Annotated in this window: 29 protein-coding genes and 2 pseudogenes; 28 read left to right on the top strand and 3 right to left on the bottom strand. The window is 37.0% G+C overall.

Annotation, left to right across the window (positions count from 1 at the left end; translation table 11 throughout):
* Nucleotides 1–66 precede the first annotated feature (66 nt).
* From IGJ44_RS03455 to IGJ44_RS03510, 12 genes are all read left to right on the top strand, one after another.
* Nucleotides 67–456: a DUF4430 domain-containing protein gene (locus tag IGJ44_RS03455; protein ID WP_167827199.1), complete on the top strand. Its 390-nt coding sequence runs from the start codon at nt 67–69 to the stop codon at nt 454–456.
* Between the two features lie 544 nt (nt 457–1000).
* Nucleotides 1001–1489: an AAA family ATPase gene (locus tag IGJ44_RS03460; protein WP_167827198.1), complete on the top strand. Its 489-nt coding sequence runs from the start codon at nt 1001–1003 to the stop codon at nt 1487–1489.
* A 404-nt stretch (nt 1490–1893) separates the two neighbouring features.
* Nucleotides 1894–2145: a type II toxin-antitoxin system Phd/YefM family antitoxin gene (locus tag IGJ44_RS03465; RefSeq protein WP_074536393.1), complete on the top strand. Its 252-nt coding sequence runs from the start codon at nt 1894–1896 to the stop codon at nt 2143–2145.
* The gene (locus IGJ44_RS03470) at nt 2130–2396 is read left to right on the top strand and encodes a Txe/YoeB family addiction module toxin (protein ID WP_128487801.1); all 267 of its coding nucleotides are present in this window, start codon (nt 2130–2132) and stop codon (nt 2394–2396) included. The genes IGJ44_RS03465 and IGJ44_RS03470 overlap by 16 nt, the downstream gene beginning before the upstream one ends.
* Before the next feature lie 775 nt (nt 2397–3171).
* Nucleotides 3172–3483: a hypothetical protein gene (locus IGJ44_RS03475; RefSeq protein WP_430606132.1), complete on the top strand. Its 312-nt coding sequence runs from the start codon at nt 3172–3174 to the stop codon at nt 3481–3483.
* Nucleotides 3473–3727 (top strand): ArsR/SmtB family transcription factor, encoded by a 255-nt coding sequence (locus IGJ44_RS03480; RefSeq protein ID WP_208788621.1) that lies wholly within the window; start codon nt 3473–3475, stop codon nt 3725–3727. Before IGJ44_RS03475 ends, IGJ44_RS03480 begins: the two co-directional genes overlap by 11 nt.
* A gap of 74 nt (nt 3728–3801) precedes the next feature.
* Complete coding sequence (gene arsB / locus IGJ44_RS03485) at nt 3802–4881, top strand: ACR3 family arsenite efflux transporter (protein WP_218193595.1); 1080 nt, start codon at nt 3802–3804, stop codon at nt 4879–4881.
* Between the two features lie 17 nt (nt 4882–4898).
* The gene (locus tag IGJ44_RS03490) at nt 4899–6566 is read left to right on the top strand and encodes an FAD-dependent oxidoreductase (protein ID WP_218193596.1); all 1668 of its coding nucleotides are present in this window, start codon (nt 4899–4901) and stop codon (nt 6564–6566) included.
* Between the two features lie 120 nt (nt 6567–6686).
* Nucleotides 6687–7043, top strand: a complete 357-nt coding sequence (locus IGJ44_RS03495; RefSeq protein ID WP_223597931.1) for a hypothetical protein — start codon at nt 6687–6689, stop codon at nt 7041–7043.
* A gap of 706 nt (nt 7044–7749) precedes the next feature.
* Nucleotides 7750–8229, top strand: coding sequence for a GGDEF domain-containing protein (locus tag IGJ44_RS03500; protein ID WP_005225246.1), 480 nt, complete (start codon nt 7750–7752; stop codon nt 8227–8229).
* Nucleotides 8230–8632: 403 nt separating this feature from the next.
* Nucleotides 8633–9703 carry a chromate transporter gene (locus tag IGJ44_RS03505; protein WP_005225247.1) on the top strand — a complete coding sequence of 357 codons (1071 nt, stop codon included), beginning with the start codon at nt 8633–8635 and terminating at the stop codon, nt 9701–9703.
* A 670-nt stretch (nt 9704–10373) separates the two neighbouring features.
* Nucleotides 10374–10577 carry a hypothetical protein gene (locus IGJ44_RS03510; RefSeq protein ID WP_005225249.1) on the top strand — a complete coding sequence of 68 codons (204 nt, stop codon included), beginning with the start codon at nt 10374–10376 and terminating at the stop codon, nt 10575–10577.
* A 75-nt stretch (nt 10578–10652) separates the two neighbouring features.
* Here the strand turns inward: IGJ44_RS03510 and IGJ44_RS03515 are convergent, their stop codons facing one another.
* Nucleotides 10653–10802 (bottom strand): hypothetical protein, encoded by a 150-nt coding sequence (locus tag IGJ44_RS03515; protein WP_175445299.1) that lies wholly within the window; start codon nt 10800–10802, stop codon nt 10653–10655.
* A 295-nt stretch (nt 10803–11097) separates the two neighbouring features.
* On the opposite strand from IGJ44_RS03515, the gene IGJ44_RS03520 reads away from it, so the two are divergent.
* The 6 genes and pseudogenes from IGJ44_RS03520 (at nt 11098) to IGJ44_RS03545 (ending at nt 14890) form a co-directional block, all read left to right on the top strand.
* Nucleotides 11098–11298: a cold-shock protein gene (locus tag IGJ44_RS03520; protein ID WP_074536940.1), complete on the top strand. Its 201-nt coding sequence runs from the start codon at nt 11098–11100 to the stop codon at nt 11296–11298.
* Nucleotides 11299–11364: 66 nt separating this feature from the next.
* Nucleotides 11365–11580 carry a hypothetical protein gene (locus IGJ44_RS03525; protein WP_010748155.1) on the top strand — a complete coding sequence of 72 codons (216 nt, stop codon included), beginning with the start codon at nt 11365–11367 and terminating at the stop codon, nt 11578–11580.
* 86 nt (nt 11581–11666) lie between these two features.
* Complete coding sequence (locus tag IGJ44_RS03530; protein WP_060792665.1) at nt 11667–11972, top strand: hypothetical protein; 306 nt, start codon at nt 11667–11669, stop codon at nt 11970–11972.
* A gap of 795 nt (nt 11973–12767) precedes the next feature.
* Nucleotides 12768–13013: pseudogene (locus IGJ44_RS03535) on the top strand (MerR family transcriptional regulator); the annotation flags it as partial.
* A gap of 415 nt (nt 13014–13428) precedes the next feature.
* Nucleotides 13429–14337: pseudogene (locus tag IGJ44_RS03540) on the top strand (IS982-like element ISEfm1 family transposase).
* Nucleotides 14338–14392: 55 nt separating this feature from the next.
* Nucleotides 14393–14890, top strand: a complete 498-nt coding sequence (locus IGJ44_RS03545) for a GNAT family N-acetyltransferase (protein ID WP_002295755.1) — start codon at nt 14393–14395, stop codon at nt 14888–14890.
* A gap of 36 nt (nt 14891–14926) precedes the next feature.
* Here the strand turns inward: IGJ44_RS03545 and IGJ44_RS03550 are convergent, their stop codons facing one another.
* Nucleotides 14927–15610 (bottom strand): PHP domain-containing protein, encoded by a 684-nt coding sequence (locus tag IGJ44_RS03550; protein WP_002335147.1) that lies wholly within the window; start codon nt 15608–15610, stop codon nt 14927–14929.
* 306 nt (nt 15611–15916) lie between these two features.
* Between IGJ44_RS03550 and IGJ44_RS03555 the strand changes: the two genes are divergently transcribed.
* From IGJ44_RS03555 to IGJ44_RS03595, 9 genes are all read left to right on the top strand, one after another.
* Nucleotides 15917–16669, top strand: coding sequence for an amino acid ABC transporter permease (locus IGJ44_RS03555; protein ID WP_003125416.1), 753 nt, complete (start codon nt 15917–15919; stop codon nt 16667–16669).
* A 35-nt stretch (nt 16670–16704) separates the two neighbouring features.
* Nucleotides 16705–17517 carry a transporter substrate-binding domain-containing protein gene (locus IGJ44_RS03560; protein WP_074536903.1) on the top strand — a complete coding sequence of 271 codons (813 nt, stop codon included), beginning with the start codon at nt 16705–16707 and terminating at the stop codon, nt 17515–17517.
* Nucleotides 17518–17529: 12 nt separating this feature from the next.
* Entirely contained in the window at nt 17530–18240 is a 711-nt protein-coding gene (locus IGJ44_RS03565; RefSeq protein WP_074536902.1) for an amino acid ABC transporter permease, read from the top strand.
* The gene (locus IGJ44_RS03570) at nt 18237–18983 is read left to right on the top strand and encodes an amino acid ABC transporter ATP-binding protein (protein WP_074536901.1); all 747 of its coding nucleotides are present in this window, start codon (nt 18237–18239) and stop codon (nt 18981–18983) included. The genes IGJ44_RS03565 and IGJ44_RS03570 overlap by 4 nt, the downstream gene beginning before the upstream one ends.
* A gap of 23 nt (nt 18984–19006) precedes the next feature.
* The gene (locus IGJ44_RS03575) at nt 19007–20227 is read left to right on the top strand and encodes a PLP-dependent aminotransferase family protein (RefSeq protein WP_005470347.1); all 1221 of its coding nucleotides are present in this window, start codon (nt 19007–19009) and stop codon (nt 20225–20227) included.
* 12 nt (nt 20228–20239) lie between these two features.
* Nucleotides 20240–21211 carry an NAD(P)-dependent oxidoreductase gene (locus IGJ44_RS03580; RefSeq protein ID WP_005470349.1) on the top strand — a complete coding sequence of 324 codons (972 nt, stop codon included), beginning with the start codon at nt 20240–20242 and terminating at the stop codon, nt 21209–21211.
* 25 nt (nt 21212–21236) lie between these two features.
* On the top strand, nt 21237–21989 hold the full coding sequence (locus IGJ44_RS03585; protein ID WP_060792673.1) for an amino acid ABC transporter ATP-binding protein: 753 nt from the start codon (nt 21237–21239) through the stop codon (nt 21987–21989).
* A 14-nt stretch (nt 21990–22003) separates the two neighbouring features.
* A complete protein-coding gene (locus tag IGJ44_RS03590; RefSeq protein ID WP_074536900.1) occupies nt 22004–23176 on the top strand; it encodes an MFS transporter in 1173 nt (390 codons plus the stop codon).
* 92 nt (nt 23177–23268) lie between these two features.
* Nucleotides 23269–23715, top strand: a complete 447-nt coding sequence (locus IGJ44_RS03595) for an Lrp/AsnC family transcriptional regulator (protein ID WP_005470356.1) — start codon at nt 23269–23271, stop codon at nt 23713–23715.
* Nucleotides 23716–23773: 58 nt separating this feature from the next.
* Here the strand turns inward: IGJ44_RS03595 and IGJ44_RS03600 are convergent, their stop codons facing one another.
* Nucleotides 23774–24205 (bottom strand): Lrp/AsnC family transcriptional regulator, encoded by a 432-nt coding sequence (locus IGJ44_RS03600; protein ID WP_003125427.1) that lies wholly within the window; start codon nt 24203–24205, stop codon nt 23774–23776.
* 158 nt (nt 24206–24363) lie between these two features.
* On the opposite strand from IGJ44_RS03600, the gene IGJ44_RS03605 reads away from it, so the two are divergent.
* Complete coding sequence (locus tag IGJ44_RS03605) at nt 24364–25710, top strand: aspartate ammonia-lyase (protein WP_003125428.1); 1347 nt, start codon at nt 24364–24366, stop codon at nt 25708–25710.
* Nucleotides 25711–25916 lie beyond the last annotated feature (206 nt).

Below are 25916 nucleotides of genomic sequence, written 5' to 3' on the forward strand. Positions count from 1 at the left end.
TAATTCTTATCCGCATACTGGATAGAAAAACGATTAGTATTTTGACTATTGGAGAGGAAGAAATAGATGAAAAAAGTATTTGTCGTATTCATGCTAGTGAGCACACTACTCGTCGCTACAGGATGCCAACAGGCAAGTGTAACGCCAGAAAGCACGCAGCAAAGTTCCTTGAAGCAAGAACAAGGAACAGCTACGATCGTCATCCAAAATCAAGAAGCTGTGACCTCAAAAGAAATAACGTTCCGAGAAAATGAGTCGCTGCTGGAAGTAATGAAAGAAAACTTTGCGATTAAAGAAAAAGATGGCTTTATCACCTCGATTGACGGCATCAGTCAAGATCAAAAAGCCAATCTATTTTGGGTCTATACCGTCAATGACGAAATGACCGATAAAGGGGCACAAGCGTTGTTTTTAAAGAACAATGACACCATCACATTTGATTTGAAAGCATTCTGAGTTGTTTGATTCTAAGGATCTTTATTGGTGCAAAAGAACTTGCCCATAAAGATCTTTATCTATACAGATAGACTCTTGCGTTGATTTTGGAGGCAGTTTTGCATTCAAGTTCTCTTCAAGAGTCTATTCTTGTTTTTCTATCATAGTTTGGAGTGGTGGCTTATTTTATTTTAAAATTGGAATAATAGAAATAAAGATACCATTACATACATAAGTTTTAGCCATGATGTTTCTTTCGTATTTTGGCTTTCGTTCCTATTTTTTGTAGAAAATAATTTTTTTATAGTAGAGTGGAAATGGACAAAAATTTGATTTATCCGTTAGCTTAAGTGGCTAACGCTTCTATTCTCTAATATATGTATATGGTTTTACTTACTATTTTTCTTGCGATTGTTTCCCAATCTGCTTGTTGTTCATAAAAACAATGTTATCATTGTATCATCAGATGTGGGTGGCGAACAGTGGTCTAAAACATGAGCGTTGATTACAAATAAGGTTTTTTCGTTCTCTCTGTTTATTGATCAGAAAAGGTAGGAGGAGAATAATGGTTGAGGTACTTTTGATGTGTGGCGTTAGTGGTGCAGGCAAAACCACTTACTCAAAACAAAAAGAGCAAGAAGGCTATGTAAGATTAGCAATAGATGAATTGATTTGGGAAGACTATGGCGTTTATGGTGTTGATTACCCTTCGGAGAAATATGCAAAAGTTTCTTCATTATCTTCAGTTAAATTGAAAGAGCTTACAGTAAAGGCTGTTCAAGAAGGAAAAAACGTAGTTGTCGATTCTAGTTTTTGGGCTAAAAGTCACCGAGACGCCTATAGAGAACTACTGGCAGCATATGATGTGACGATTAAAGTAATCTATCTAAAAGCTGATTATGATACTTTACGAAAACGATTAGCGATCAGAAATAAAGTCCAAACTGCAAATTCCGCTTTTCCTATTACAGAAGAAATCCTTCAACAGTTTTTTTCAGGATTCGAAGAACCGGTAAATGAAGATGAGGTAGTGATCGAGCAAAAGAATATATGAAGTAGCATCAAAACGTTTTTTACTCTTTTTCAATACAGTTAGTCTTATTACTGTGCAGGACACGAAGGACAGTCATGGCAGAAGCAAAATAGTGATTGGCAATTTCTTTTCTTGTTGCATTCTTCGATTAATAAACGGATCAAAAAGCAAGCCGCTGAAGACAAAATGACTATGACAGCTGTTAAAGACCAAGAATCAATACATGAAACCGCCCATTGGATAAATAGGACGGCAAACAGTAAGCACCTTGAGCAATCGAAACCACAAGTTAAGGCTCAAAAAACGATTACTACAAGACTTGAAGATTTGTAAGAAAAATTAAAGATATTCTTCCTCTTTATTTACGTACGTTAGAACGTACGCTATAATATACTTAAGATATTTAAAGAAAAGGAGGAGAAAACATGGAAGTAATTACACCAACAAATGCAAGAAAAAACCTTTATGGAATCATTAAACATGTTGTGGCTGACAGTCAACCTGTAGAAATTGCGAGTACAAAAGAGGAAGAAAGCGTCATTATGATTAGTAAGAGCGATTGGAACTCCTTACAAGAAACGCTCTACTTACAAAATGTGGGCGTACTTGATCGGATCAAACACTTTGAGAATGAAGAAAGTGAAGACTTAGGTGAAATTGATTGGGATACAATGTAAAGATCAAAAAGAATGCTCGCAAAGATTTGCCTAAATTGAAGAGTGTCAATCTAACTAGTAAGTTTGATGAACTGATCAAAGTCATTAAGGAAAATCCTTTTCAAACACCGCCACCTTACGAAAAATTAACAGGATTACCTTACTATTCAAGACGTCTCAATATCAAACACAGGTTGGTATACAGCGTGGAGGAAGAGAGTAAAACGATCACGATTCTCTCTGTTTGGTCACATTATGAACGTGGACTATGATATGATAAACTATTTCGACTCTTTGTCAATAAGAACTGATGAGTCGTACAAAATAAAATCTGGGTCAGAATGAATAGCATTCTGGCTCAGATTTTTTGTTATCTTACTTTGATTAATTGATTGATCAAGAAGATTCTAATTCTCGTATTCTCAAATGATTTAAATCCGTAGAATGCTCGTTTCGTGATCGGTAAATGAGTCATCGTTTGAGTAAGGAAGACCGTCGTATTGAGATGCCTTCTTCATCGCTCAAAAGTTTTTGAAGTTTTACACAGACCTCTTCGAATAAGAAATCCTCTTATCAAAAAAAATTCCTTTATTTTCAAGATGATAAGTATAAACAAAAAAATGGAACAGCATAAATGTTTTCGAAATGCTTTCGCACCAACATTTACCTGTTCCGTGGGTTTGGCACCCAATGGGCCGTGAGGGGCTCGAACCCGCGACCCGCTGATTAAGAGTTAAATAATTGATAGTTTTATTTAGTTTGAAAATGCTTTGGATATGTTGAATTTTAATAGGTATACCAAGGTTTTGAAATGTTTTTTAACACTAAAAAGCATAAACAAATATAAGTTAATAAAGAAAAAAATTAGAAGAATTCAAGAAAAACGTTGGCTTTATGGAAAACAAATCTAACAAATAAAGTGCTATAGAAAAACAATTTGAAAAGAATTATAAAAACTAAATTTAGCGAATATGAATATAGCGATGAATTGAGACAGATTATCAAATCTGTCTTTTTTTATTGCAACTAACTAAAAGGAGTGTACTTATGAGTAAAGTAAAAAAATTAATGACTACTCTCATGCTGTTTCTGACTTTGAGTGGTACGATCGTTGAACCTGTATCTGTGTTGGCAGAAACAGTGAACACGGTTGAGACACAAGAAGTACAAGAAGACACTACTGCAACTGAAGTAGTAGAATCGGCCACAGAAGAAGCAGAAACCAGCACCACTTCCTCCGATCAATCGACAAATACGAAGACTGATCAACAGGAAAAAATCGGAGAGAGTCAAAATGCAAATGATATATTGTATATAGATAATCATCTATATAAGGAGGGTCGAAAGAATGAATTATGAATCTCTTTCATTAGTATTAAAATCTCTAGCGGATCCAAATCGCATGAAAATAGTAGATGTGCTTTCTTGCGGCAGTTTATGTGCATGTGATTTACTTGAATATTTTGATTTTACACAACCTACACTCTCTCATCATATGAAAGTACTTGAAAAAGCGGGTGTTGTTTGTGTAAGTAAAAAAGGACAATGGCACCATTATTCGTTGAGGGAAGAATTTGTTGTAGAATTTATGGAATCTATTTAACAATTACTTGTAAATAATGAAGGCAACTGTGTATGTAAAGTAAAAGAAGGATCTAAAATAGGGGGAAAGTAAAAATGAAACCAAAAGGTAAATCTGAAGGGTTGGGTTTTTTTGAAAAGTATTTAACTCTGTGGGTAATATTGTGCATGATTGTCGGCGTGTTGATTGGACAATTTGCGCCAGCTATCCCTGATACATTAAGTCAATTTGAGTATTTTCAGGTCTCAATTCCAACGGCTATTTTGATATGGTTGATGATTTATCCTATGATGTTAAAAATTGATTTTACCAGTATTGTTCGTGCTGCTAAAAAACCTAAGGGATTAGTTATCACGTGCGTTACTAATTGGCTTATTAAACCGTTTACGATGTATGGCATTTCAGCACTCTTTTTTTATGTGATTTTCCAACAATTGATTCCAATAGAACTAGCAAAAGAATACGTCGCTGGTGCAGTTATTCTAGGAGCAGCACCATGTACAGCGATGGTTTTTGTGTGGAGCTACCTAACAAAAGGTGACTCTGCCTATACTTTGGTTCAAGTCGCAATCAACGATTTAATTATCCTAGTATTATTTGCACCTATTGTTGCTTTCTTGTTAGGTGTTGATAATGTAAGTGTCCCCTTAGCTACTTTATTACTGTCTACTGTTCTTTTTGTAGTTGTTCCATTGTTTTTAGGCTTCATTACTCGAGTGTTGATCATAAAAAAAAGAGGTTTAACCTATTTTGAAAATGTCTTCTTGAAGAAATTTGATTCAGTGACGATTATTGGTTTATTACTAACTCTGATCATTATCTTCTCCTTCCAAGGTGAAAGAATTATTGCTAATCCATTGCATATTTTATTGATTGCAATTCCTTTAACGATTCAAACGATTTTAATATTTACAATTGCTTATAGTTGGGCAAGATTTTGGAAGTTGCCACATAATATTGCTTCTCCTGCTGGAATGATAGGAGCAAGTAACTTTTTTGAGTTGGCAGTAGCGGTATCAATATCACTTTTTGGATTACAGTCGGGAGCAACTTTAGCAACAGTCGTAGGCGTACTTGTGGAAGTGCCAGTTATGTTACTTTTAGTTAAGGTTTCTAATAAAACAAAAGACTGGTTCATAAATCCGGAATCTTTGAGTGAAATCAAGAACGTATAAAGGATAGGTGTGGAGAAATGAAAATCATCATTATTGGATCTGTCGCTGCTGGAACAAGTGTCGCTGCAAAAGCAAGAAGAAATACGGAAGATGCAGAGATTGTTTTGTATGATAAAGATATGGATGTGTCTTACGCAGTTTGTGGGATTCCATATGCAGTGGGGGGAGAAGTGGAAAACTTTGATGAACTGACGCCTCGTAATGCTGAATGGTTTAAAAAAAGGTACGACGTAGATATTCATACCTCTCATGAAATAACTCAGGTTGACTATGATAAAAAATTGGTGCACGGAATCAATCTAATTACAAAAAAATCATTTACCAATAATTTTGATGTTTTAGTGTTGGCCACAGGATCGGTTTATAATACCCCAGAAATATTTGTTAATAGACATTTTGAGAATGTTTTTCAGGTGAAAAATATTTCGAGTGGGAAAAGTATCAAGAAGTTTGTAGATGAAAACGAGCCAAAAAAAGCAGTTGTCATTGGTGCTGGATATATTGGTTTAGAAATGGCCGAGCAGTTACAGAGACTAGGTCTTGAGGTCTCGTTACTTCAACGAAGTAAATATCCCATGTCCCATTTAGACTGGGACATGTCTTCAAGAATCATTAATGAAATGAAAAGGAAAAACATTGCCTTTTTCCCTGAAGAAACCGTCAGAAAAGTTAACGGTGATGGTAGTCTGAAGTCTATTGAAACGGCTAAAGGAACTATCTTTTCGGCAGATATTTTTGTATTAGCTACCGGAGTAAAGCCGAACACCGCATTAGCAAAATCCATGGGAATTAAATTAGGAATTACCGGAGCTATAGAAGTAAACGATAAGTTAGAAACCAATTTTCCAAATGTTTATGCTGTAGGTGATATTGCAGAAAGTTTTGATCGCATAACTAGGCGACCAATTTATCGACCTTTAGCTTCAACAGCCAATAAAATGGGAAGGATCGCAGGAGATGTTATTACAGGTGGCAATCTACGACACAAGGGAATCTTAGGAACTGGTATTTTACGATTCTTTGATTTAACAATTGCTCAAACTGGTCTCACAGAAAAAGATGCTTTAGCAAATAATATAGCTATTACTACTTTATATAATATTAAACCTAATAAGCCGGACTATATGAATGGTAAAGAAATGGTGATCAAAGCAATCGCAAATAAAGAAAATGGGAAGATACTTGGGGCTCAAATCATAGGTTATGATGGGGTAGATAAGCGGATCGATGTGCTTGCTACTGCTATTTCATTTGGCGCAACTGCTGAAGATTTGTTTCACTTGGATTTAGCATATGCCCCACCTTTTTCTACAACAAAAGATCCCATTCATTATACTGGGATGGCTTTGAACAACGATATAAATAATGATACCCCGTTAATGACCCCTATAGAGCTATTGAGAAGAATTGATAGCGGCGAAAAATTACAAATTATTGATACCAGATCAAGAAAACAGTTTGAAACTTCGAAAGTTGAGGGAGCAATTCACATACCTTTAGCTGAGTTAAGAGATCGATATGAGGAATTGGATAAAGAATGTGTGACAGTAACTTATTGTAATAAAGGCGTTACTGGAAATGCAGCACAAAATATTTTACTGAACAAAGGATTTAAACAAGTTTATAATTTATCCGGAGGAAATAAAAACTATCAAGAAGTTTGTGAAACGATACAAAAATTATGATAGAATTCTAAATATTGGAATAATTAGGAAGAAACTTATTTTGAGGTTTGATGTAACATTTGTATTTTTTTCAAGCTTCATTTTTTTATATATTATGGACTACTAGAGGTGAAATTGAAGATGGTAGATTTAACTAAAATTGAATACCGAGTTTTGATTTCATTATATGAATGCGAGGGAGGGATAACAAAACGTAACTTTGTAAAAAAATACCCAGAATTTAAGCTGAATACAGCTTATTTAGTTATTGATCGGCTAGTAGACAAAGGGTACTTAGAAATGAATTACTCAAAAAAAACTGAATTATCAGAAAAATTGTTTAGTCCAATCAAATCAATAACTGACTTCTATTCTGATATGTTTGGTATTTGCGCTGTTGATCGTACGGTGAAAAAAGTAATACGTGAACTAACTGATTATAGTCAAACAAGTTTTATTCTAGATAAAATAAGAGAAGCAAAAAGATATGCAAAATAAATTTATATAGTTGGAATGAAAAGGTAAAATCTCATACTTATAGTCTTGGTATACAGTAAAAAAGAAATGGAGAAATGTCTATGGGACTTTTACATTTGCTTTGTGTAATATTGTATTCAATTATAGTAATTAGCTTACTTATTTCCTATGATTTATTTGTAAAAAATTTTAAGAAACTCCATTTACGATATTCTTTTAAAATAATTATTAGTTTAATATTATTTGTATCGCAAATGTATTTTATCATAACTTTTTCGATAAATAATGTGGGGTATGTTTATTATGAATATACATTACCTTTATTTATCTTATACTTTAACTCATTCAAAATGAAAAATTATTTTCTTTTATTGGCTCTAATGATGGTGTTTATCGGACTATCGTAATAAGTATTATTGATATCAAGACATTACTTAGTATTCTAGTTCTAAGTATACTGGCATTCACTTTTAGTTTCGTAATTAAAAAAACCTTTTATAAATATAAAATACAGATACCGTTTTATATATTTTTTGTTTTAATTACTCTAATGATGGCTGGATTGAATTCTATGCTCTTTTTTGAATATAAACTTACTTTTTGGGAATATCTATCTTTGTTTATAGGGTCTATAATTATTTGTATTTCTTGGCAATACTATCTAAGTACTCAAAAATAATTCTTAAAAGATATAAATAGAAAACTTATTGAGAGAAACTACGATGAATTGACGAAAGTTAAAAATATTAGAAGCTTAAATGAAGACGTAGATAGTATGACAGATGTTGAAAAGGAAAAGCTTATTTTTATTATGATGGATTTAGATCATTTTAAAAGAATTAATGATCACTATGGACACATTACAGGAAATCGTGCTTTAATATTCTTTTCAAAAAAAATAACAACTTTTCTTAGTGAAGCACACCAAGATCAAGTAGAGGTTTATAGATATGGAGGCGAAGAATTTTTAGTTATTTTCAAAGACAGTACATTAAAGTCTGTTCAAAAGACTATATTAAGATTTCAGGCATTCTTATTAAAAAATAAGTTGAATATTGGAGGGGAAAGAAAGATTACGCTTTATTTTTCTGCTGGCATTTCTAAGTATGATTCTTCTTTAGATGTATATGAACTCATCAATCAGGCTGATCAAGCGCTGTATGCTGCAAAAAAAAGAGGTAGAAACACAGTTGTTGTTTATTCTTGATTTATTATGCAATTAAACATGATTTTGGCTTGATCAAGATCTCTTGGACGGTTCATTAAAATAGTATTGTTTAACAAGGGCATTTTACTTGCTATATATAAATAATTGTTCTAAAATTTTCTAGTGTGTCTCATTAAAAGAGTAGCGGAGAAAGCAGATTGGGGAAGTCTTCTTTTTATATGTTGCTTTTATATTTATAGGTGAGTAAATCTACTGTAATGATAATATATTTATCGTTTTTCAGAAGGTTTCATCAAAGGACGCAAAGAGAAAGTTCTATTTTTCTCTTTGCGTCCTTTTCTAAACTATTTATTGGAAAGTAAAGATCTACTAAACTGAAACCAATCATTGATATAACAAATCATGCACATAACTTAATATTTATCATGCTATTGGAGGGCTTATGGAAGAAAATAAATACATCGAGATTGTTAAAGTGTTCTCAAAACTTGGGTTCTTTGCTTTTGGTGGACCAGCTGCTCATATCGCTATGATGGAAGAAGAAGTCGTGGATAAAAGGCAATGGATGTCTAAGGAAGAGTTTCTAGATTTATTAGGATTTACTAACTTGATTCCTGGTCCAAACTCTACAGAGATGGCAATTATATTAGGTCATCGGCGTGCTGGAAAATGGGGATTATTTTTAGCAGGTATTTCATTTATTTTACCAGCAATGGTCATTGTAATGATTATAGGGCACTTTTATAAATTATATGGAGACCTTCCTAGAGTTCAAACAATTATGGAGTATATAAAGCCTGTCATTGTAGCAATTATTGTAGCAGCTCTAATAAAGCTTTTTAAAACAGCTATAAAAGATATGTCTACATTTATTGTTTTTTGCCTGTCTCTGCTTTTGGTTGTTTTTGGTGCTTCGGAACTCACTGTGTTAATAGTTGCCGCAATACTCTTACTATTAATAAAAAAAGATTGGAATTTTAAAAATTATGTCATAGAGCCATTTAGTCTCTCAATTTTATTTTTAACTTTCCTGAAAATAGGTTTACTTTTATATGGTAGTGGCTATGTATTACTTGCGTTTATCCAATCAGAATTTGTTGATAAGTTACAAGTATTGACCCAAGTTCAAATGATAGATGCCATATCTGTAGGCGAATTTACTCCTGGGCCTGTATTTACTACAGCAACTTTTATTGGATATTTACTTTTCGATATCCCAGGTGCTTTGGTAGCTACAGTAGGGATTTTTTTACCATCGTTTCTACTGGTTCTTATATTAGCACCACTATTTTCCAAGCTTAAACAATCCAATACATTTTCCAAAATGTTAATTGGTATAAATGCGGCAGCATTAGCATTGATGGCTAATGTTACCATCCAATTAGGACAAAATATCTTTGTTGAATGGTATTTCATTTTAATTTTTTTTATTAGTCTATTAGGTATTCTTAAATACAAAATTAACTCTGCATTCTTCATCTTAGGGGGAATTCTATTAGGTCTATTTTTATGATTTAGATTAGATGATCTATTGATAAGAGTTTTGCATAAGAATGTTAGGGTATTTATGTATAAAAACAATAGATTTTTTTGTATTTAAACGAGTTATTAATGACGCGTCTCACTTAGAATATAATTATATTCATCGGGATTTAGAAAAGATTACTGATCCTAACTTGAAGGACGAAGAAGTAGAGTATTTGATTGTAAATCAGATACATCACAGACTTTTAAAAAGTTCACACAGATCGTTATTTGGAAATAAAATAATAATAAAAAGTATTGATGAAAAAGATTACAAGTTATTAAGATATTATGTGGAAGCATTATCGGAAAACCACTATAGAATAAAATAATATTCCTTAAAGTCTTAGGTTTCGAAAAGTTAATTATTACTTATGTGAATGGTTTTTAAATAAATGATTGCTTGATAAAAAATGATTATGAATTCTACAATATTGATTTTAACGGATCAGAAATTATAGGATTTTGCTCTATTTTAAAATCGAGCTGAAGCTGGATCTAAGAATAGGAGACAATAAATAGATGTACTGCTTTATTAACATAAAAAAAGCAATTTTTAATCTGTGATGATTGGCTTGCTAGTTTGTGATATTTTTTAGTTAAAAGTTACTTGCATTTGCTATGTCTAACTGTAGGTAATACCATTTTGGAGGGATGATATGGAAGAAAGTGAGAGTTTTGAACAGCACTGGCTATTGTCATCTAGTATCCAACGTGTAAAATATCTGAAACTTCTTTCCGCCTATCCAAAAACTACTTGGACGGAGGAGGAAAAGAAGGTATTTCTCTGGTTGTGTCAGATGGATATCGATACACTTGAAACAATGGAGATCATTTTTAGCAAATTAGCACACAAAAAATGAATAAGATAGCTACTCATTCTTACAAGTAGCTGCCTTTAATATGAAAAGAGCTTGGCCATTAGAGAGTTTCACTCCTTATGCTAGTTTTTCTAATTCATGTATTGCATTTTCGATTGTAGTACCGGTTGCCACTTTGGTTTCATCATTTTTAGAAAAAACAATAAACAAGTTTAAGTTAGTGTCCAAAGTAACACGATAATCAATTGTTTTGTTAGTGAATGTCATAATACATTCTCCTCTCTCAAATAGTGACGAAAGGTAACGATAACGTTCATAGCGAAATTCTATATAGATAGTATAGCACATTAAAAATAAAATAGTGTATAGTGAGTGATAAGTTTATAAAAAAATAATATTTTTATGTAAAGTTGCAACTAAAGAGTTTGTGTGGTATACTACTTATAGTGATAAACTTTGAAACGTATTAAGAGTGCTATACAGAAATTTATACTCTCCTTTTGCTTATCAAACAATTATTGCAACAAAATGCATTCGTAATGATGCACAAGGAGGAAATAGTATGAATAAAGGTACAGTAAAGTGGTTTAATGCAGACAAAGGTTTTGGTTTTATAACCGGAGAGAATGGTCAAGATATCTTTGCTCATTTTTCTGCGATTCAAGCAGATGGATTCAAGTCTCTCGATGAAGGGCAAGCAGTCACTTTTGATACTGAAGAAGGTCAACGTGGTATGCAAGCTGCTAATATCTATAAAGCATAAAAGTGCCTTTTAACCCGTCTCAACATGTGTGAGGCGGTTTTTTCATACTTCAAAGGAGGGGTAAGAATGAGTTTTTCACAATGGAAACCACAACAACTTTCAATAGAAGGCCAAGCTTTTCATATAGATCAACAGGTCATATTTCGATATAGAAAAAAACAAGCAGCTGGAACAATTATAAAGCTACTCAGCAATTCGGCAGTTGTAACCCTTTCAAATTCAGAAGTGACGAATACTACGGAAAGAACAGTTATAAATTATAAAAATTTAATGAGTAACTGAAATCAATGAAGAATAGATTGAGTTTTTTGATCACGTACTATGTATATGTAAACTGGATAGACGATTGGTTTGAGTGGAGGAATAAAATGCAAAAAGAAGCTATTCATCAGTTAATCGTAAAATTGACACTTAACAAAAATTGGCTTAATGACCCAATGATTGTTAATCAAGTGAAATATCTAGGAGATCAACTTTCTTGTACACGACGTTCTCCGATTAATTATAATCAGATTCAGGGAATCAATGTTTATTATCTGGATGGTTCTGAAAAAATGTATACTTCTTTAAAAAGTTGCTGTGAAGGAGAAAAACTCTTCAAAGGAACCATCCAGAAATATATTTTATCTGATTCACCCATAGCAGATGGCAGATATTTCTGTGTCATTCGCTAATCTATAAACTTCTAAATCCGCCACCATAAGTTTTGCGATAAATATTTCTTTTTATTAAGCAGATTAAGGATGAACATTTAGTTCATTAGATACAGATATACAAAAAAACTAGCTATGATCAGCTAGTTAAATTATTTATACATAAGAGAGTTACATCTAGATTTAGCTTCCTCTAAAGTAGAAAATTTTTCGATATCAATATCGTAAATAAATAATTTGAGTTGAATATTGTGCAACTCTTTCAAATTTAGCACAGCAAATGACGTGATCAAAGGTGGTCTCGATTGAAAATCATACAAATTTGTTTTTGCTTTTGATGAATATAAACGGTAGTCCGAACTAAAAACTTCCACTGGATAAAAATTAGTATTCATATTTGAACACCTACTTTCATGGTACTTATCCAGTATAGCACTTAAAAGAAGTCAAAAGTAAAAATAGAAAAAACGTAAGGGATTCCTAAGCATTGCTTCTACATCGTAATTACTTGCAAAAAAGAAATATATAGCGTAGGCTGATTAAGCAACATGCATTAATCTAAGAAGAGTATCGGCACAGAAAACTTGGGGAAGTTTTTCTGGACTGCGCCGAATACTCTTCGTTTTTTTATTTTAACATTATTCTTACTTAATAAACATTAGAATATGAGAAGTTGCATTTAACTGATTTTATCTATTGCTTAATATTTTAATAGTCTACGGAATGTGAGGAGGTATTTAGTATAGTATTAGCATAGAGACAAGAGGCTTCTGGTTTCTCTAGAGTTAACTCCATGGTTTATTATAAATAAGAAGAATGAGGAGGAGATTCGATGAATATAAAAAAGCAGCTGAAATGTTTGATTTAAGTGTGGATACACTAAGCTATTATGAGCGTGTTGGCGTGATACCACCCGTTCACCGCCACGAGAGCGGCTACCGAGATTATACTACCAATGATTTAAATTGGATTTATCTAGCAAAAAACTTGCGAAATGCTGGATTGTCGATTGAATCTTTAATTGATTTTGCTCAACTAGTTCAATTACGTAAAACACAAAATGATGCTATATAGATAGAAGGAAAAATTTGGGAGGTTATCATTCTGGATGAAAAATAAGCGTAGCTATTAAAGAATTTTACATTTAACTGCTGAAAAGGAATGGTAAGATTCTCCAAAAATTGTCAATGAGGTTCAAACGATAGAAACAACTATTTTAGACGGACGCGCTTCGCCCATGAACTATTAGGAGTCAAACGAAATAAGAGTTACTGAATCATAAGAACAATGTCAGAAACTATGCAACGATCAGTGGCTGCGTAGCTAACGAACTACCGTGTCGAGTAATTATTACAAAACTTATTAAACCCGTGGTGCTAGTTAATTTTTTCCTAGAGGAAAATGTCTAAACATGTTGGTAAATCAACAAAAAAACGCATATAGTAGTCTCAAAACTCCCAAGAAATGAGGACTACATATGCGTTCATCAAAATATACTGAACATTATACAGATACTTTTATAACATTCAAGGAAATTATGAGAACTGTTTCTAACATATACCACAATTGTGTACCAGATAAGATTAAAAACCGAAGAAATACTGATCAACTGAAGCAACGCGATACAGTGATTATTGCTTGTGTTATATGGGGCATAATTAATGGCTATACTAGCCAAAGAGCCACGTATAGAGCGGTTTGTTCCGTCTTATTTCCTAATGGTGACTTTCCTAGTAGGAGTCGATTCACTCGCTTAAGTTCAAACTTAGCTTACACTATCAAGATTATTCGATACTTTTTCATCAAGAAGCTCACCAAAGGTGAACTAGTCGGAATTATAGATAGTTTTCCTAGTTTATTATGTAAACCAGTTAGAAATAGACAAGCAAAACTATTGAATCAAATAGCCAAAGTTGGCTATAACTCAACAAAAAAATCTTATTTTTATGGTCTTAAAATTCATATGATCGTTACTAAGACTGGCTTTCCGATTACTTACTAAATCACGAATCCAGGTGTCCATGACGTGAAAGTGTTAGAGACTTTATCGGAAGAAGCGAATCTTCCCAATATCCTAGGGGACAAAGGATATATTAGCCATAAAATCCATGAAAAACTTGCCCTTAAGGGCATTACTATATCCGTTCCGCCACGTAAAAACATGGATAAATCAGAAAAACTAGACCACAGCTTACTTGGAAAACAAAGAAAAACAGTTGAGACTGTTTTTTCTTCCTTAGAAAAATTAGGTTGTCAAAATTTCAACTCACGTTCTGTTAAAGGGCTAGAGAGTAGATTTGAAAGCATATTACTGGCTTACAGTGTTCTATTAAGTCGAGCACAACGACGTTTTGAAGGAACTTTGAGATATTCTTTAGGATATTAAAATTAACTAGCACCACGGGTGATTTATAGTATACTATGTCAAAAGGAGGAGTTAGATGAACAATCAAATCACACTAGCGTATTTAGATTATGATGATCTAGATGCTTTACAAGTTGTAAGTGTTGTCAGTTTTTATGAATCGTTTATCGATGGCGCAGATCCACTTGATATGCAAGGATATTTACAGACACAATTGACAACTGAAATATTGGCAGTAGAATTGGCACAGTCAACCAGTAAATTTATTGGTATTAAGGATCATCAAATACTCATTGGTTATATGAAAGTCAATGATGAAAAAGATGCTATAGAGATTCAACGGCTCTATCTGCTCAAAGATTATCAAAACAAAGGGTTAGGGCAACGGTTACTCGATGAAGCGAATCGTTATGCTAAAACGAAACAAAAACGTTATTTACGTTTGACTGTTTATGAAAAAAATCATGCAGGTATTCGTTTTTATGAACGTCATGGATTTAAAAAAATCGGGATCAAACATTTTCCTTTAGGAAAACAAGATCGTATTTGTCCGATTTTAGAAAAAGAAATCTAAAAAAACGTCCTCACTTTTGATGCTGAGGACGTTTTTTTAGACTGGTAATGGAACCATAATTCGCTTTCCTTTTTGATAAATCGCTAATTCCGTCACACCTTTTGCTTTTAACAGAGCAAAAAGATCATCGAAATGGAAACGGAAATGTTCAAGGTAATGCCCATCTGATCCAACACTAAACAAGGTACCACCACGTGAAAGATATAAATCGATGACATATTCATATAACGCTAAATTGTCATACAAGTAAGCGCTCTTAGCATTTAATTCGAATGCCAATTTATTTTTGATTACTTGATCTAGAATCGGTAAAAACTGCGCTTCATATTGTTTAAATTCAGCAACGGATAGACCAAATACCCGAAAACCATAGTCAAAATGAGCAAAGACATCTGCTTCTATAACAACTAGTGCTTCTGAAAGTTGTGCAAAATACTGAGGAATCACAATAGCAGGATCCATATCTTTGACTTCGTCATCTAAATAATCAAATTGACCATTATGATGCACACTGAGTAATTTTAAATCGTAATCTTTATCGGCTAAATAGTCGATGATCCGATCCTTTTCAGAAGCGATGTAACCGATTTCGATGCCTTTTAAAACACGATTGCCAAAACGCTTATTTAAGCTATCGATTGTTTGACTGTACATTTCATAATCGGGGATATCATCGACTTTAGTAACAGGATTGGCTAAGTCAAAATGTTCAGTTGTCACGACGTAACCATCGTAGTTTGTTAAATAGTCCTCATTTCTTGGGAGTTTTGAGACTACTATATGCGTTTTTTTGTTGATTTACCAACATGTTTAGACATTTTCCTCTAGGAAAAAATTAACTAGCACCACGGGTAGTATTTTATATTCTTATATTAAAAAGAAAGATGCCGTTTGCATCTTTCTTTTTTTAGTTAAAAGGGAGAATTTATAAAATTAATGAAGTTTTAGTAATGAATCTATTGAAAAATTTTTTTCCATTAGTAATATTGTCTAATAATCAGAATATTCAGAAAAAGGAGGGGCAATATGTCGGAATTTTTTCAGTGGAAATTAGTTTGGGAATATTTTCCAAAGGTTTTAAGTGCTTTGCCGGTTACGTTGATGATAGTAGCAGTGGCGTCGATTACAGGATTGCTTTTAGGGATTTTACTTGCATTTATTCGTGTCGAAAAAGTGCCATTTCTGAGTCAACTGGCGGCAGTCTTCGTTTCATTTATTCGAGGCACACCGATATTGGTTCAACTGTATGTTGTGTATTATGGTGTACCCGCCTTATTACAAATGATTCAAATCGATGTTTCCTCATGGAATAAAATTATTTTCATCTATATCACCTACGGATTAAATACTGCTGCCTTTCAGTCTGAAACTTTCCGGGCTGCGATTCTAAGTGTACCGGTCACACAGAAGGAAGCGAGTATTGCTTGCGGATTGACGAAAACACAAATGTATCGACAAGTGATTTTACCGCAAGTTGTCCGTGTCGCATTACCTGCATTTGGTACAACTACGATTGCACTGCTGCAAGACACATCGCTGGCTTTTACCATTGGGGTAGTGGATGTTGTCGGCAAAGCGCGAGCGATAGGCGCAGTGACCTTCCATACACTTGAAGGCTATGTCGGTGCGGCGATCTTGTTTATTACCTTAAGCTTCCTCTTAGAACGTGTTTTCACCGGTCTGGAACGTCGGATGAGTTTTTCGAAAACAAAACAACAAACAGCAAAAGTACCACTGATATCATGGACCAAAAAACAGCAAAAAATCAAAACAACATAGGAAAATTTTGGGTAGAGGGAAAGGGAGGAATTCAAATGAAAAAAACGATTTTAGGTGCAATTACATTGGTGACACTTTTGGTTTTAGGGGCTTGCGGAAGCAGTTCTGCCGACACTGCAAGCAGTGGAGCAAGTGATGCAACAGAAATCAAGGTGGGTACTGGGAATGAAGCATTGCCATATGCTTATTTAGACGAAAATGGTGAATATGATGGCTATGATGTCGCCGTCGTTAAAGCAATCGACGAAAAATTACTTGATTATACCTTTACCTTTGAAGGAGCGGATTTCCCAACGACGTTATCAAATTTAGAAAGCAATAAAGTCCAGATGGCTGCCTATGAATATGAAGTCAATGATGAACGGAAAGAAAAATTCGTCTATGGGGATGTTGGGTATGTGGTCTGGGATACGTATATTGTCTCTGATCCAGATGCCGGTACGGTCTACGATAGCTTCGAAGATTTAGCAGGAAAAAAAGTCTATGTGACGACTGCTACTAACCAAGCAGCAATGGCTGAGGCTTATCTGGCAGAAAATCCCGATGCTTTTGAATTGGTTTATGGGGAATACAACAACGAGCAAATCGTACAAGCAGTCACTTCAGGTGCGGTCGATGCAACGTTAGCACCAGAATATCAAGTCGATAATTGGAACAATTCATTTAGTGAAAATCTAGAGATCGGCAGCGAACCAGTCCACAACTCAGATGCCTACTTATTGTTCAACAAAGAAGCTGACCAAGACTTTATTGATGCGGTCAATACAGCATTAGAGGAATTGAAAGCAGATGGAACGATCAAAGAATTATCAGAAAAATATCTAGATGGGGATTACGTCCCAGAATAGGGAGGAATGGCGATGAGTTTTCAATTGTCTATTATGATCGAAGCGCTGAAAACAGCAAGTCATTATATTGGTACGACGCTTTTTATGGCGTTGACCGCACTAGTCATTGGCGCGGTGGTTGGGTTGATCATCGCCTTGATTCGTCTGTATAGGATCAAGATCCTCGTACCAGTGCTGCAAGTGATTGTCACGGTCTTAAAAGGGGTCCCAGTGGTTTTAGTGATTTTAGCGTTATATCTTATTTCTGCTAAACAGTTTGATATTTGGGCGGAGTCGATGCATTGGACTTTGCGATTTAAAGATTTCAACATGGTTTGGATAGCGATCGCCGCCTTGAGTTTAATGTCTGCTATCAATAGCAGCGAGATTTTCAGGGGCGCATTTGCGGCAGTCAAAAAAGGGCAGTTCGATGCAGCCAAATCGATCGGCATGACGAACTTACAAGTCATCCGTCGTGTGCTGCTCCCGCAAGCCTGGCCGATTTCATTGCCCATGTTCAGTAATTTGCTGATCTCATTGGTTAAAGCGTCGGCCTTAGCTTCCATGGTCAGTGTTGTCGATGTTTTTGCGGCAGCTAAAATCACGGCCCAGCAAAATTATCGGTTTTTAGAAGCGTATGTGGCTGTTGCGATCATTTATTGGCTGATTAGTTTGGTCATCGAAAAAGGGGCACAATTACTGGAAAATCGGCTGTTGCGCAAACTAAGGAGGGCCGCATTATGATGAAAGTAACGGATATCCATAAGCGATTCGGCAAACAAGAAGTGTTAAAAGGGATTGATCTTGATGTCGCTAAAGGCGAAGTAGTCGTCTTATTGGGGCCTTCCGGTTCGGGAAAAACGACCTTCTTGCGTTGTCTCAATTTTTTGGAACGAGCAGATCAAGGTGTGATTCAATTGGGAGAAACCACCACCACATTGCACAAAGCAAGTAAAAAAGAAATATTGACCCATCAACGGCAAACAGCGATGGTTTTCCAAAATTATGCCTTGTTTCAAAATAAAACAGCCAAAGAAAATATCATGATGCCATTGATCGTGACCAAAAAACAAAGCAAAGAAGCTGCCCTGCGAACAGCAGAGGCTTTGTTGGATCAAGTCGGTTTGTCTGAACGACAAAATTTTTATCCTAGCCAACTGTCAGGTGGACAACAACAGCGTATCGGGATCGCCCGTGCGTTGGCGTTGAATCCTAAGGTCATCTTGTTTGATGAACCTACCTCGGCATTGGACCCGGAACTAGTGGGACAGACATTGGCGCTGCTCAGAGAAATTGCGGAAGCTGGTGCGACCATGGTATTGGTGACCCATGAAATGAAATTCGCGTATGAAGTAGCAGACAAAGTCGTTTTCATGGAGAATGGACATATTGTTGAACAAGGCACACCGCAACAAGTATTCGAGGAAACCAAAGAAGAACGAACCAAAGCCTTTTTAGCCCGCTTTACCACACAGCTGGCCGGCTAACAACTATGCAGGGAGGAAATAGAATGGCCTATCAATTCGCACAACGTATCATGACATTAGAAGCATCTCCATTAAGAGAGAATGCAAAAAAAAATATGGAGTCTGCAGCAGCTATTTCCTTTGCTTACGGATTTCCACCGACAGAAGCATTTCCAATGGCTACATTGAAAGAGATCTCGCAAAAATTATATAACGAAGCGGACCCAGAGTCTTTCTTGCAGTATGGGGCATCAGAGGGGTATCCGCGCTTACGGACCTTGATCAAAGAACGTTTGCGTCAATTGTCAAATATCGATAACGAAGAGGAGGTGCTGGTGGTTTCGGGCTCGACCCAAGCCATGGATTTGGCGGTAAAAGTCTTTTGTAATGAAGGCGATGTGGTGTTATGCGAGGAGCAAACATTTTCCGGTGCGGTGAATGCTATCAAAGGATATGGGGCGATACCAGTGCCGGTACCGATGGATCTTGCAGCAGAATCAATGGATCTTGACGCTTTAGAAACAATCCTCAAAACAGACGCAAGAGTGAAAATGTTGTATCTGATCCCCACTTTCCAAAACCCTTTAGGCACATCAATGCCATTGGAAAAACGTAAAGCCATTTATGCATTGGCATGTCAATATGATGTGCTGATTTTTGAAGACGATCCTTACGGTGAGTTGTTGTATGAAGGTACACCGATCCCTAAGATGAAAACATTAGATACCGAAGGACGAATCATTTATGCGGGATCTTTTTCAAAAATTTTGGCACCCAGCAGCCGGATTGGTTTTATGATGGCTGCTGGTCCTGCAATGGAAAAATTGATTTTGGCCAAGCAATCCGCCGATTCCCACACCAATTTTTATTGGCAAGTGGTATTGGCCGAATATATGGATCATCATGATTTCGAAGGTCATGTGGCCCAATTGACCTTGTTGTATCAAGAGAAATATGCCCGCATGCTGCAAGCATTACAGGCACTGCCAACGGATAAGCTTACCTTTATCAAACCAACAGGCGGCTATTTTATCACCTGTTTCCTATCGACTGAGATGGACGCAGAGCGGTTCTATGATTACCTTGATGAGGCGAAAGTTGCGGTCATTCCAGGCAATATCATGAGTGTTGCGGGAAAAGGCTATGAGCATTCATTTCGGCTGAATTTTACGAAGCCGACATTGGCACAGATCGATCAAGGGATCGCTTTATTAGGTGATGCGTTGGAATACGCTATGCCGCCAGCATATGAAGGGGTCATTTAGGAGGTGTTGCCAATGAAATTGATTTATTACGGGGTAAGTGAAGAGGAAATTGCTTATATCGAACGGTGGCAATTTATCCACAAAACACCAGTGACGATCGTAATGGAGGGCTTGTCTTGGGAGAATATCCATTTGGCAGCAGGGCACGACGGCATCTGTTTGTATCCTAGTCTGGCTATGCAGCAAGATGAGTCCCTGTACCAACGCTTGCATATTTTAGGGATGAAGCAGTTATCGATCAAATCAACGGGGGTCGACGGTGTTCGTTTTGACTGGGCGCAAAAGCATCAGTTGACGGTCACCAATGTCCCTTCTTATAGCCCAACATCGGTGGGCCATTACACTGTGATGTCGATCTTGATGGCTTTACGCAATATTCCAGCAATGATCAAAGGAAAACTTGATCGACGGTCTGTGATTGGTCGGGAGCTACAAGACGTAACAGTCGGTTTGTTAGGCACTGGTCGAATCGGTGCTCTAGTCGCAGAAGCGATTTATCATATGGGGGGACATGTGATTGCCACTAGTAGGAGTGAAAATCCTCGGTTGAAGGGGATTGTCGAATATGTGTCCTTTGAGACCTTGATTGCTGCATCGGACGTCTTGTCGATCCATATCCCGCTGACAAAAGCATCAGAAGGGCTATTTTCGGCCTCTGTTTTTGCACAGATGAAGCCTGGCAGTTGTCTGGTCAATACGGCACGTGGGGGAATCGTTGATACGGATGCGTTGATTGCCGCACTCGCGCAAGGGCGTTTGTCTGGTGCTGTATTAGACGCTATCGCCAATGAAGAACGGTATTTTTCAGTTGGGTGGGATCAAAATCCTTATTATCAACAGCTGAATCAACTGCCAAATGTGCTTTTGACCCCGCATATTGCGTATTATACCCAATTGGCTGTACAAGAAATTGCAGAAACAGCTTTGAACAATGCAAGAGATATTTTGCTAGAAGGACAATCTGCCAATACGATCGCGCTTTGAGCGATAGAAAAGAAAGGGTGGGAGTATGCTGCAAGCAGAAATCAAAGGATTGAAGAAGTCTTTCGATAAACAAGTCATCTTAAAAAATGTTGGCTTACAAATTGAACGTGGGGAAGTTGTATGCATCATTGGTCCTAGCGGCTCTGGAAAAACGACCTTTTTGCGTTGCTTGAATTTGTTGGAGCAGCCTGATGCGGGGAGTTATTCTATCGGTGACTTCCAGTATGATCTCGCACATATTGGCAAAACCCAACGATTGGAGATCGCCCGCAAAACAGCGATGGTCTTTCAATCCTATGAGCTGTTCAGCCACATGAATGTGTTGCAAAATGTGGCGGAAGGACTACGCACACCACGGCGTTTCCCAAAAAAACTGGCAGAAAAAGCAGCGTTATCTGCCTTAGAAAAAGTGGGTTTGGCAGATAAAGCTATGATGTATCCTAGTCAACTGTCTGGCGGACAGCAACAACGTGTAGGTATCGCCAGAGCGATGGCTTTGACGCCAGAGTTATTACTGTTTGATGAACCCACTTCAGCGCTCGATCCAGAACTTGTCGGTGATGTCCTAAATGTCATGAAGCAACTGGCTGATAGTGGGCAAACGATGATCATCGTGACGCATGAAATGCAATTTGCACAAGAAGTCGCGGATAAAGTGATATTCATGGCGGATGGTGTGGTGGTAGAAGCGGGAACACCAGAAGAAATTTTTGAGGATCCGCAAGAAGAATGTACACAGCAATTTTTGACACAAGTACGTTTTCAATTAGCTGTATAGAAGCGAGGCACAATATGGAAAATGTGAACAGCTCTAGTCGGCTTTGGTCGAAAGATTTTTACTTAGTGATGGTGGTCACGGTACTAGCAATGACAGCCATCACGACCCAAATGGGGACTATGCCGTTATATGTTGCTTCTTTAGGTGGTTCTAAAGCAGTATCCGGCGCCATTGTAGGTGTCTTGGGGCTATCTGCTTTGTTTTGCCGTTTGCCAATCGGTGTGGCATTGGATCGATATGGACGCAAAGTCTTGCTTTGTATGGGATTAGCCATTCTGTTGATTGATTTTAGTTTATTGAATCTGCTGCAGGGGCTATTGATGCTTTTTTGTCTGCGCATCTTGCAAGGGGTGGGCAATAGTTTGCAAGCGACAGCAGCAGCGACGATGGCAGTTGATACGATTCCTGAAGGCAAATTAGCAGTCGGATTGGGGTATTTCAGTATCGCCCAGGCTGTGCCGAGTGCCATCGGCCCGTTGATAGGACTTGCTGTTGTAGAAAATTATGGATTTCCTGTACTTTTTCGGATGGCTGTCTTGTTGAGCGGAACAGCTTTTTTGTTGAGTTTCTTTTTGAAAGAACAGCCCTTTTCACGGAGGAATACGCACTCTGGCGAAGCGAAATCATCGTTACGAGAACTGCTTCGCATCAAAGCGGTTGTGTTTCCTAGCGGTATCCTTTTTTTGATATGCTTTGCCAATTCTGGCGTGGTGGCGTTTATTGCACAATATGCCCTTGAACGTGAGATTATCGGCGCAGGCTATTATTTTACGGTCATGTCGATCATGACGGTCACAACACGGGTCGTATTTCCACGTTTGCTCGCCAAAATCCAAACGGCTACATTGATTTATGGCAGTTTATTATTGATTTTGGTTTCTTTTTGTCTGTTGCCATTTACGACACAGCTCAGTAGCTTGCTTCTGGCCGCGAGTTGTTATGGTGTCGGTTATGCCGGCTTATTGCCTGTGATGAATACGATTGTATTAGAATCGGTGTCTGAGGCGCAGCGAGGGCAAGGGACAGCGGTATTTTCAGCAGCCTTAGATGTAGCTTATGGAGGTGGGGCTTTTTTGTGGGGAATCATCGCCAGTCTTTTTGGCTTTGACATGATGTTTTTTGGGTGTGGTCTGTTTGCTTGTGGGGCGATGATTGTTTATCGCTATTTCCAATTATCTCAGCGTTGATGTTAGGAAATTTAACATAGGATGTAATCTGCAACTTGCGCTTCTGTTGTTTTCTCGATAAACTGAGAAAATAATGAGAACGGGGGATGATTATGGATAACTTAGACCGCAAGATACTGAACATCATGCAGCAAAATGCCCGAGTCACTGTCAAGCAGATCGCAGAGCAATGCTTTATTTCATCGCCATCTGTTTCTGTGCGGGTACAAAACCTTGAAACCCTTGGGTATATCCGTTCTTATCAGGCACTGATCGACTACCAAAAACTTGGTTATCTGATCAAAGCGTATGTCCATTGCGCAGTGAATGCCAAAGATAAAGAAGCCTTCTATGCCTATATCGCAGACATCCCAAATGTGATCGAGTGTGACTGTATCACTGGAGATTATTCTATGCTCTTGAAGGTTTATTTTAGTGATACGGTCGTCTTGGATCGGTTTATCACAGATTTGCAATTTTATGGGGATACCAAAACCCACATTGTATTTTCAACGAATGTCGGACCACGAGGGTTGCAAGTGCCAGTCGATGACCAGTGACCCCTGTATATAAAAAAAGCGTGCCTGTCTATGTGAGATAAGCGCGCTTTTTGGGTTTTCAGAATTGATATCCTCGAGAGGGAACTGGCGTCGAGAAAACGATTTGGGTGTTGGTTCGACCGAATTTTTGCAAGTCATTGATAAAGCTGTCCAATGATTTGGTAGAAGGGAAAACGACTTTGATTAACATTGAATAAGGGCCGGTGACACAATCACATTCCAACACATTGGGGATCGCCTGTATGAAAGGATAGAAACTTGCTTTTTGCTGTGGTTCGATCGACAGGTGGATAAATGCTTTGATCGGCAAGCCGGCTTGTTCATAGTCAATCGTCGCTTGATAATACAACAATTGCTCGGTTTCTTCTAAATGTTTTATTCGTTGGGAAACAGCAGGTGCAGTGATGAATAACGCTTCACTTAACTTTTTGATCGATAACCGACCATTTTGCTGCAACAGATTCAACAACTTTTTATCTAGTTCATCCAAATACTTTCCTCTTTTCTGTTTTTGTACTGTTTCTCTTTGTTTTTCAAAGTGAAAGGAATCAATTTCAAGGATTAACAAAGAGATGGCTGAAAAGGCTCGTGTCTTTTTCTCTTATGTGATATTTTATCACATATAATACAAAAAGGGGTGTTTAAATCATGATGAGGATCGAATCAGATACAATTGGCAGTCTACCTATATACGAGGGGGCTTATTATGGTATTCATAGTTATCGCGCAAAAGAAAATTTTGCTTTCACTGATCAAAAAGTTGATCTGACGATGATCAAACAAGTAGCACGTATCAAAGCCGCAGCTGCGCTAGCCAATCAACAATCTGGCACGCTATCCAAAGAAAAAGCACAAATCATTGTGACTGCTGCGGAAGAAATCATCATGGGCAAGTGGGATGAAGAATTTATTGTTGATACATTTCAGGGGGGAGCAGGAACATCCACCAACATGAATGTGAATGAAGTGATCGCCAATCGCGGGTTAGAATTGATGGGGCATAAGAAAGGGGAATATCAATATCTTCATCCTTTAGACGATGTCAATCAAAGCCAATCCACCAATGATGTCTATCCTAGTGCTGGGAAACTGGCTTTGCTTGTATATATTGAACAATTGGATGAAGCGCTGGTACAGTTGATTGACAGATGGCATATGAAAGCGAAAGAATTTCAGCACGTGGCAAAAATGGGGCGAACCCAACTGCAAGAGGCGGTGCCAATGACAGTAGGGGAAAGTTTCGCTGCATATGCCCACAGTTTGACGCGTTGCCGTGAACGGCTGCACCACTTATCGGCAGAACTATTGACCTTAAATATGGGTGGGACAGCCATTGGGACAGGTCTTAATGCGTCCTATCGCTATCAAGAATACCTCTATCAAGAATTGAACCGACGTTTTCCAAGACCCTTACGGCCAGCGAATGACCTGATTGATAGTACACAGCATACCGACAGTTTCGCCTCGATTTCAGGTGGATTAAAAACGATTGCCATCACATTGAACAAAAGCGCCAATGATCTGCGTCTCTTAGCCAGCGGTCCGCGAACTGGTTTTCATGAACTCAACTTGCCAGCAAGACAAGCAGGCTCATCGATCATGCCGGGCAAAGTCAATCCAGTCATTCCAGAAGTTATCAGTCAAATTGCATTTCAAGTGATTGGAAATGACGGTGCCATCACCTTTGCGGCAGCTTCCGGAGAATTGGAATTGAATGCTTTTGAGCCGGTGATGTTCCATAATTTATTTGAATCATGTCAACTGTTGACCAAAGCGTGTCAAATTTTTGCCGATAAATGTGTGGCAGGTATTACCGTCAATGAAACAGCTTGTTCGAAAGCTGTAAATAACAGTACAGGGACTATTACAGCCCTTTCACCGCAAATTGGTTATGAAAAAGCCACTGCTTTTGTCAAAGAAGCATTGGAAAAAAATTGTTCCATCGAGGAGCTATTAAAGCAAGAAGAATTCTTGCGGACAGAAACTTATCAGTAAGGAAAAACTGAAATATCCATATACCTAAAAGCCTAAAAGCATAAAAAAATAAAAAACTTATCTGTAGTAGGGATTTGTGTCTGGTAAAAGACACTCAATCTCGCTGAGGATAAGTTTTTTAGATTTTTGTCAATGAGTCAAACAAAAGTATGGTAATCCATCTTAAAATTTATATAGACAGAATGATATTCAGTTTAACTCAGGAG

The sequence above is a fragment of the Enterococcus sp. DIV1368d genome (genome assembly GCF_050542975.1).
Classification (GTDB): domain Bacteria; phylum Bacillota; class Bacilli; order Lactobacillales; family Enterococcaceae; genus Enterococcus_D; species Enterococcus_D casseliflavus.

What these genes read in the sequence shown, in the direction of transcription:
- IGJ44_RS03565 (WP_074536902.1), top strand. Translation starts at nt 17,530, where the DNA reads ATGAGTTTTCAATTGTCTATTATGATCGAAGCGCTGAAAACAGCAAGT.
- IGJ44_RS03590 (WP_074536900.1), top strand. Translation starts at nt 22,004, where the DNA reads ATGGAAAATGTGAACAGCTCTAGTCGGCTTTGGTCGAAAGATTTTTAC.
- IGJ44_RS03575 (WP_005470347.1), top strand. Translation starts at nt 19,007, where the DNA reads ATGGCCTATCAATTCGCACAACGTATCATGACATTAGAAGCATCTCCA.
- IGJ44_RS03580 (WP_005470349.1), top strand. Translation starts at nt 20,240, where the DNA reads ATGAAATTGATTTATTACGGGGTAAGTGAAGAGGAAATTGCTTATATC.
- IGJ44_RS03495 (WP_223597931.1), top strand. Translation starts at nt 6,687, where the DNA reads ATGGTAGATTTAACTAAAATTGAATACCGAGTTTTGATTTCATTATAT.
- IGJ44_RS03465 (WP_074536393.1), top strand. Translation starts at nt 1,894, where the DNA reads ATGGAAGTAATTACACCAACAAATGCAAGAAAAAACCTTTATGGAATC.
- IGJ44_RS03530 (WP_060792665.1), top strand. Translation starts at nt 11,667, where the DNA reads ATGCAAAAAGAAGCTATTCATCAGTTAATCGTAAAATTGACACTTAAC.
- IGJ44_RS03570 (WP_074536901.1), top strand. Translation starts at nt 18,237, where the DNA reads ATGATGAAAGTAACGGATATCCATAAGCGATTCGGCAAACAAGAAGTG.
- IGJ44_RS03515 (WP_175445299.1), bottom strand. Translation starts at nt 10,802, where the DNA reads ATGACATTCACTAACAAAACAATTGATTATCGTGTTACTTTGGACACT.
- IGJ44_RS03520 (WP_074536940.1), top strand. Translation starts at nt 11,098, where the DNA reads ATGAATAAAGGTACAGTAAAGTGGTTTAATGCAGACAAAGGTTTTGGT.
- IGJ44_RS03585 (WP_060792673.1), top strand. Translation starts at nt 21,237, where the DNA reads ATGCTGCAAGCAGAAATCAAAGGATTGAAGAAGTCTTTCGATAAACAA.
- IGJ44_RS03555 (WP_003125416.1), top strand. Translation starts at nt 15,917, where the DNA reads ATGTCGGAATTTTTTCAGTGGAAATTAGTTTGGGAATATTTTCCAAAG.
- IGJ44_RS03595 (WP_005470356.1), top strand. Translation starts at nt 23,269, where the DNA reads ATGGATAACTTAGACCGCAAGATACTGAACATCATGCAGCAAAATGCC.
- IGJ44_RS03490 (WP_218193596.1), top strand. Translation starts at nt 4,899, where the DNA reads ATGAAAATCATCATTATTGGATCTGTCGCTGCTGGAACAAGTGTCGCT.
- IGJ44_RS03525 (WP_010748155.1), top strand. Translation starts at nt 11,365, where the DNA reads ATGAGTTTTTCACAATGGAAACCACAACAACTTTCAATAGAAGGCCAA.
- IGJ44_RS03475 (WP_430606132.1), top strand. Translation starts at nt 3,172, where the DNA reads ATGAGTAAAGTAAAAAAATTAATGACTACTCTCATGCTGTTTCTGACT.
- IGJ44_RS03455 (WP_167827199.1), top strand. Translation starts at nt 67, where the DNA reads ATGAAAAAAGTATTTGTCGTATTCATGCTAGTGAGCACACTACTCGTC.
- IGJ44_RS03545 (WP_002295755.1), top strand. Translation starts at nt 14,393, where the DNA reads ATGAACAATCAAATCACACTAGCGTATTTAGATTATGATGATCTAGAT.
- IGJ44_RS03605 (WP_003125428.1), top strand. Translation starts at nt 24,364, where the DNA reads ATGATGAGGATCGAATCAGATACAATTGGCAGTCTACCTATATACGAG.
- IGJ44_RS03505 (WP_005225247.1), top strand. Translation starts at nt 8,633, where the DNA reads ATGGAAGAAAATAAATACATCGAGATTGTTAAAGTGTTCTCAAAACTT.
- IGJ44_RS03460 (WP_167827198.1), top strand. Translation starts at nt 1,001, where the DNA reads ATGGTTGAGGTACTTTTGATGTGTGGCGTTAGTGGTGCAGGCAAAACC.
- IGJ44_RS03480 (WP_208788621.1), top strand. Translation starts at nt 3,473, where the DNA reads ATGAATTATGAATCTCTTTCATTAGTATTAAAATCTCTAGCGGATCCA.
- IGJ44_RS03560 (WP_074536903.1), top strand. Translation starts at nt 16,705, where the DNA reads ATGAAAAAAACGATTTTAGGTGCAATTACATTGGTGACACTTTTGGTT.
- arsB (WP_218193595.1), top strand. Translation starts at nt 3,802, where the DNA reads ATGAAACCAAAAGGTAAATCTGAAGGGTTGGGTTTTTTTGAAAAGTAT.
- IGJ44_RS03510 (WP_005225249.1), top strand. Translation starts at nt 10,374, where the DNA reads ATGGAAGAAAGTGAGAGTTTTGAACAGCACTGGCTATTGTCATCTAGT.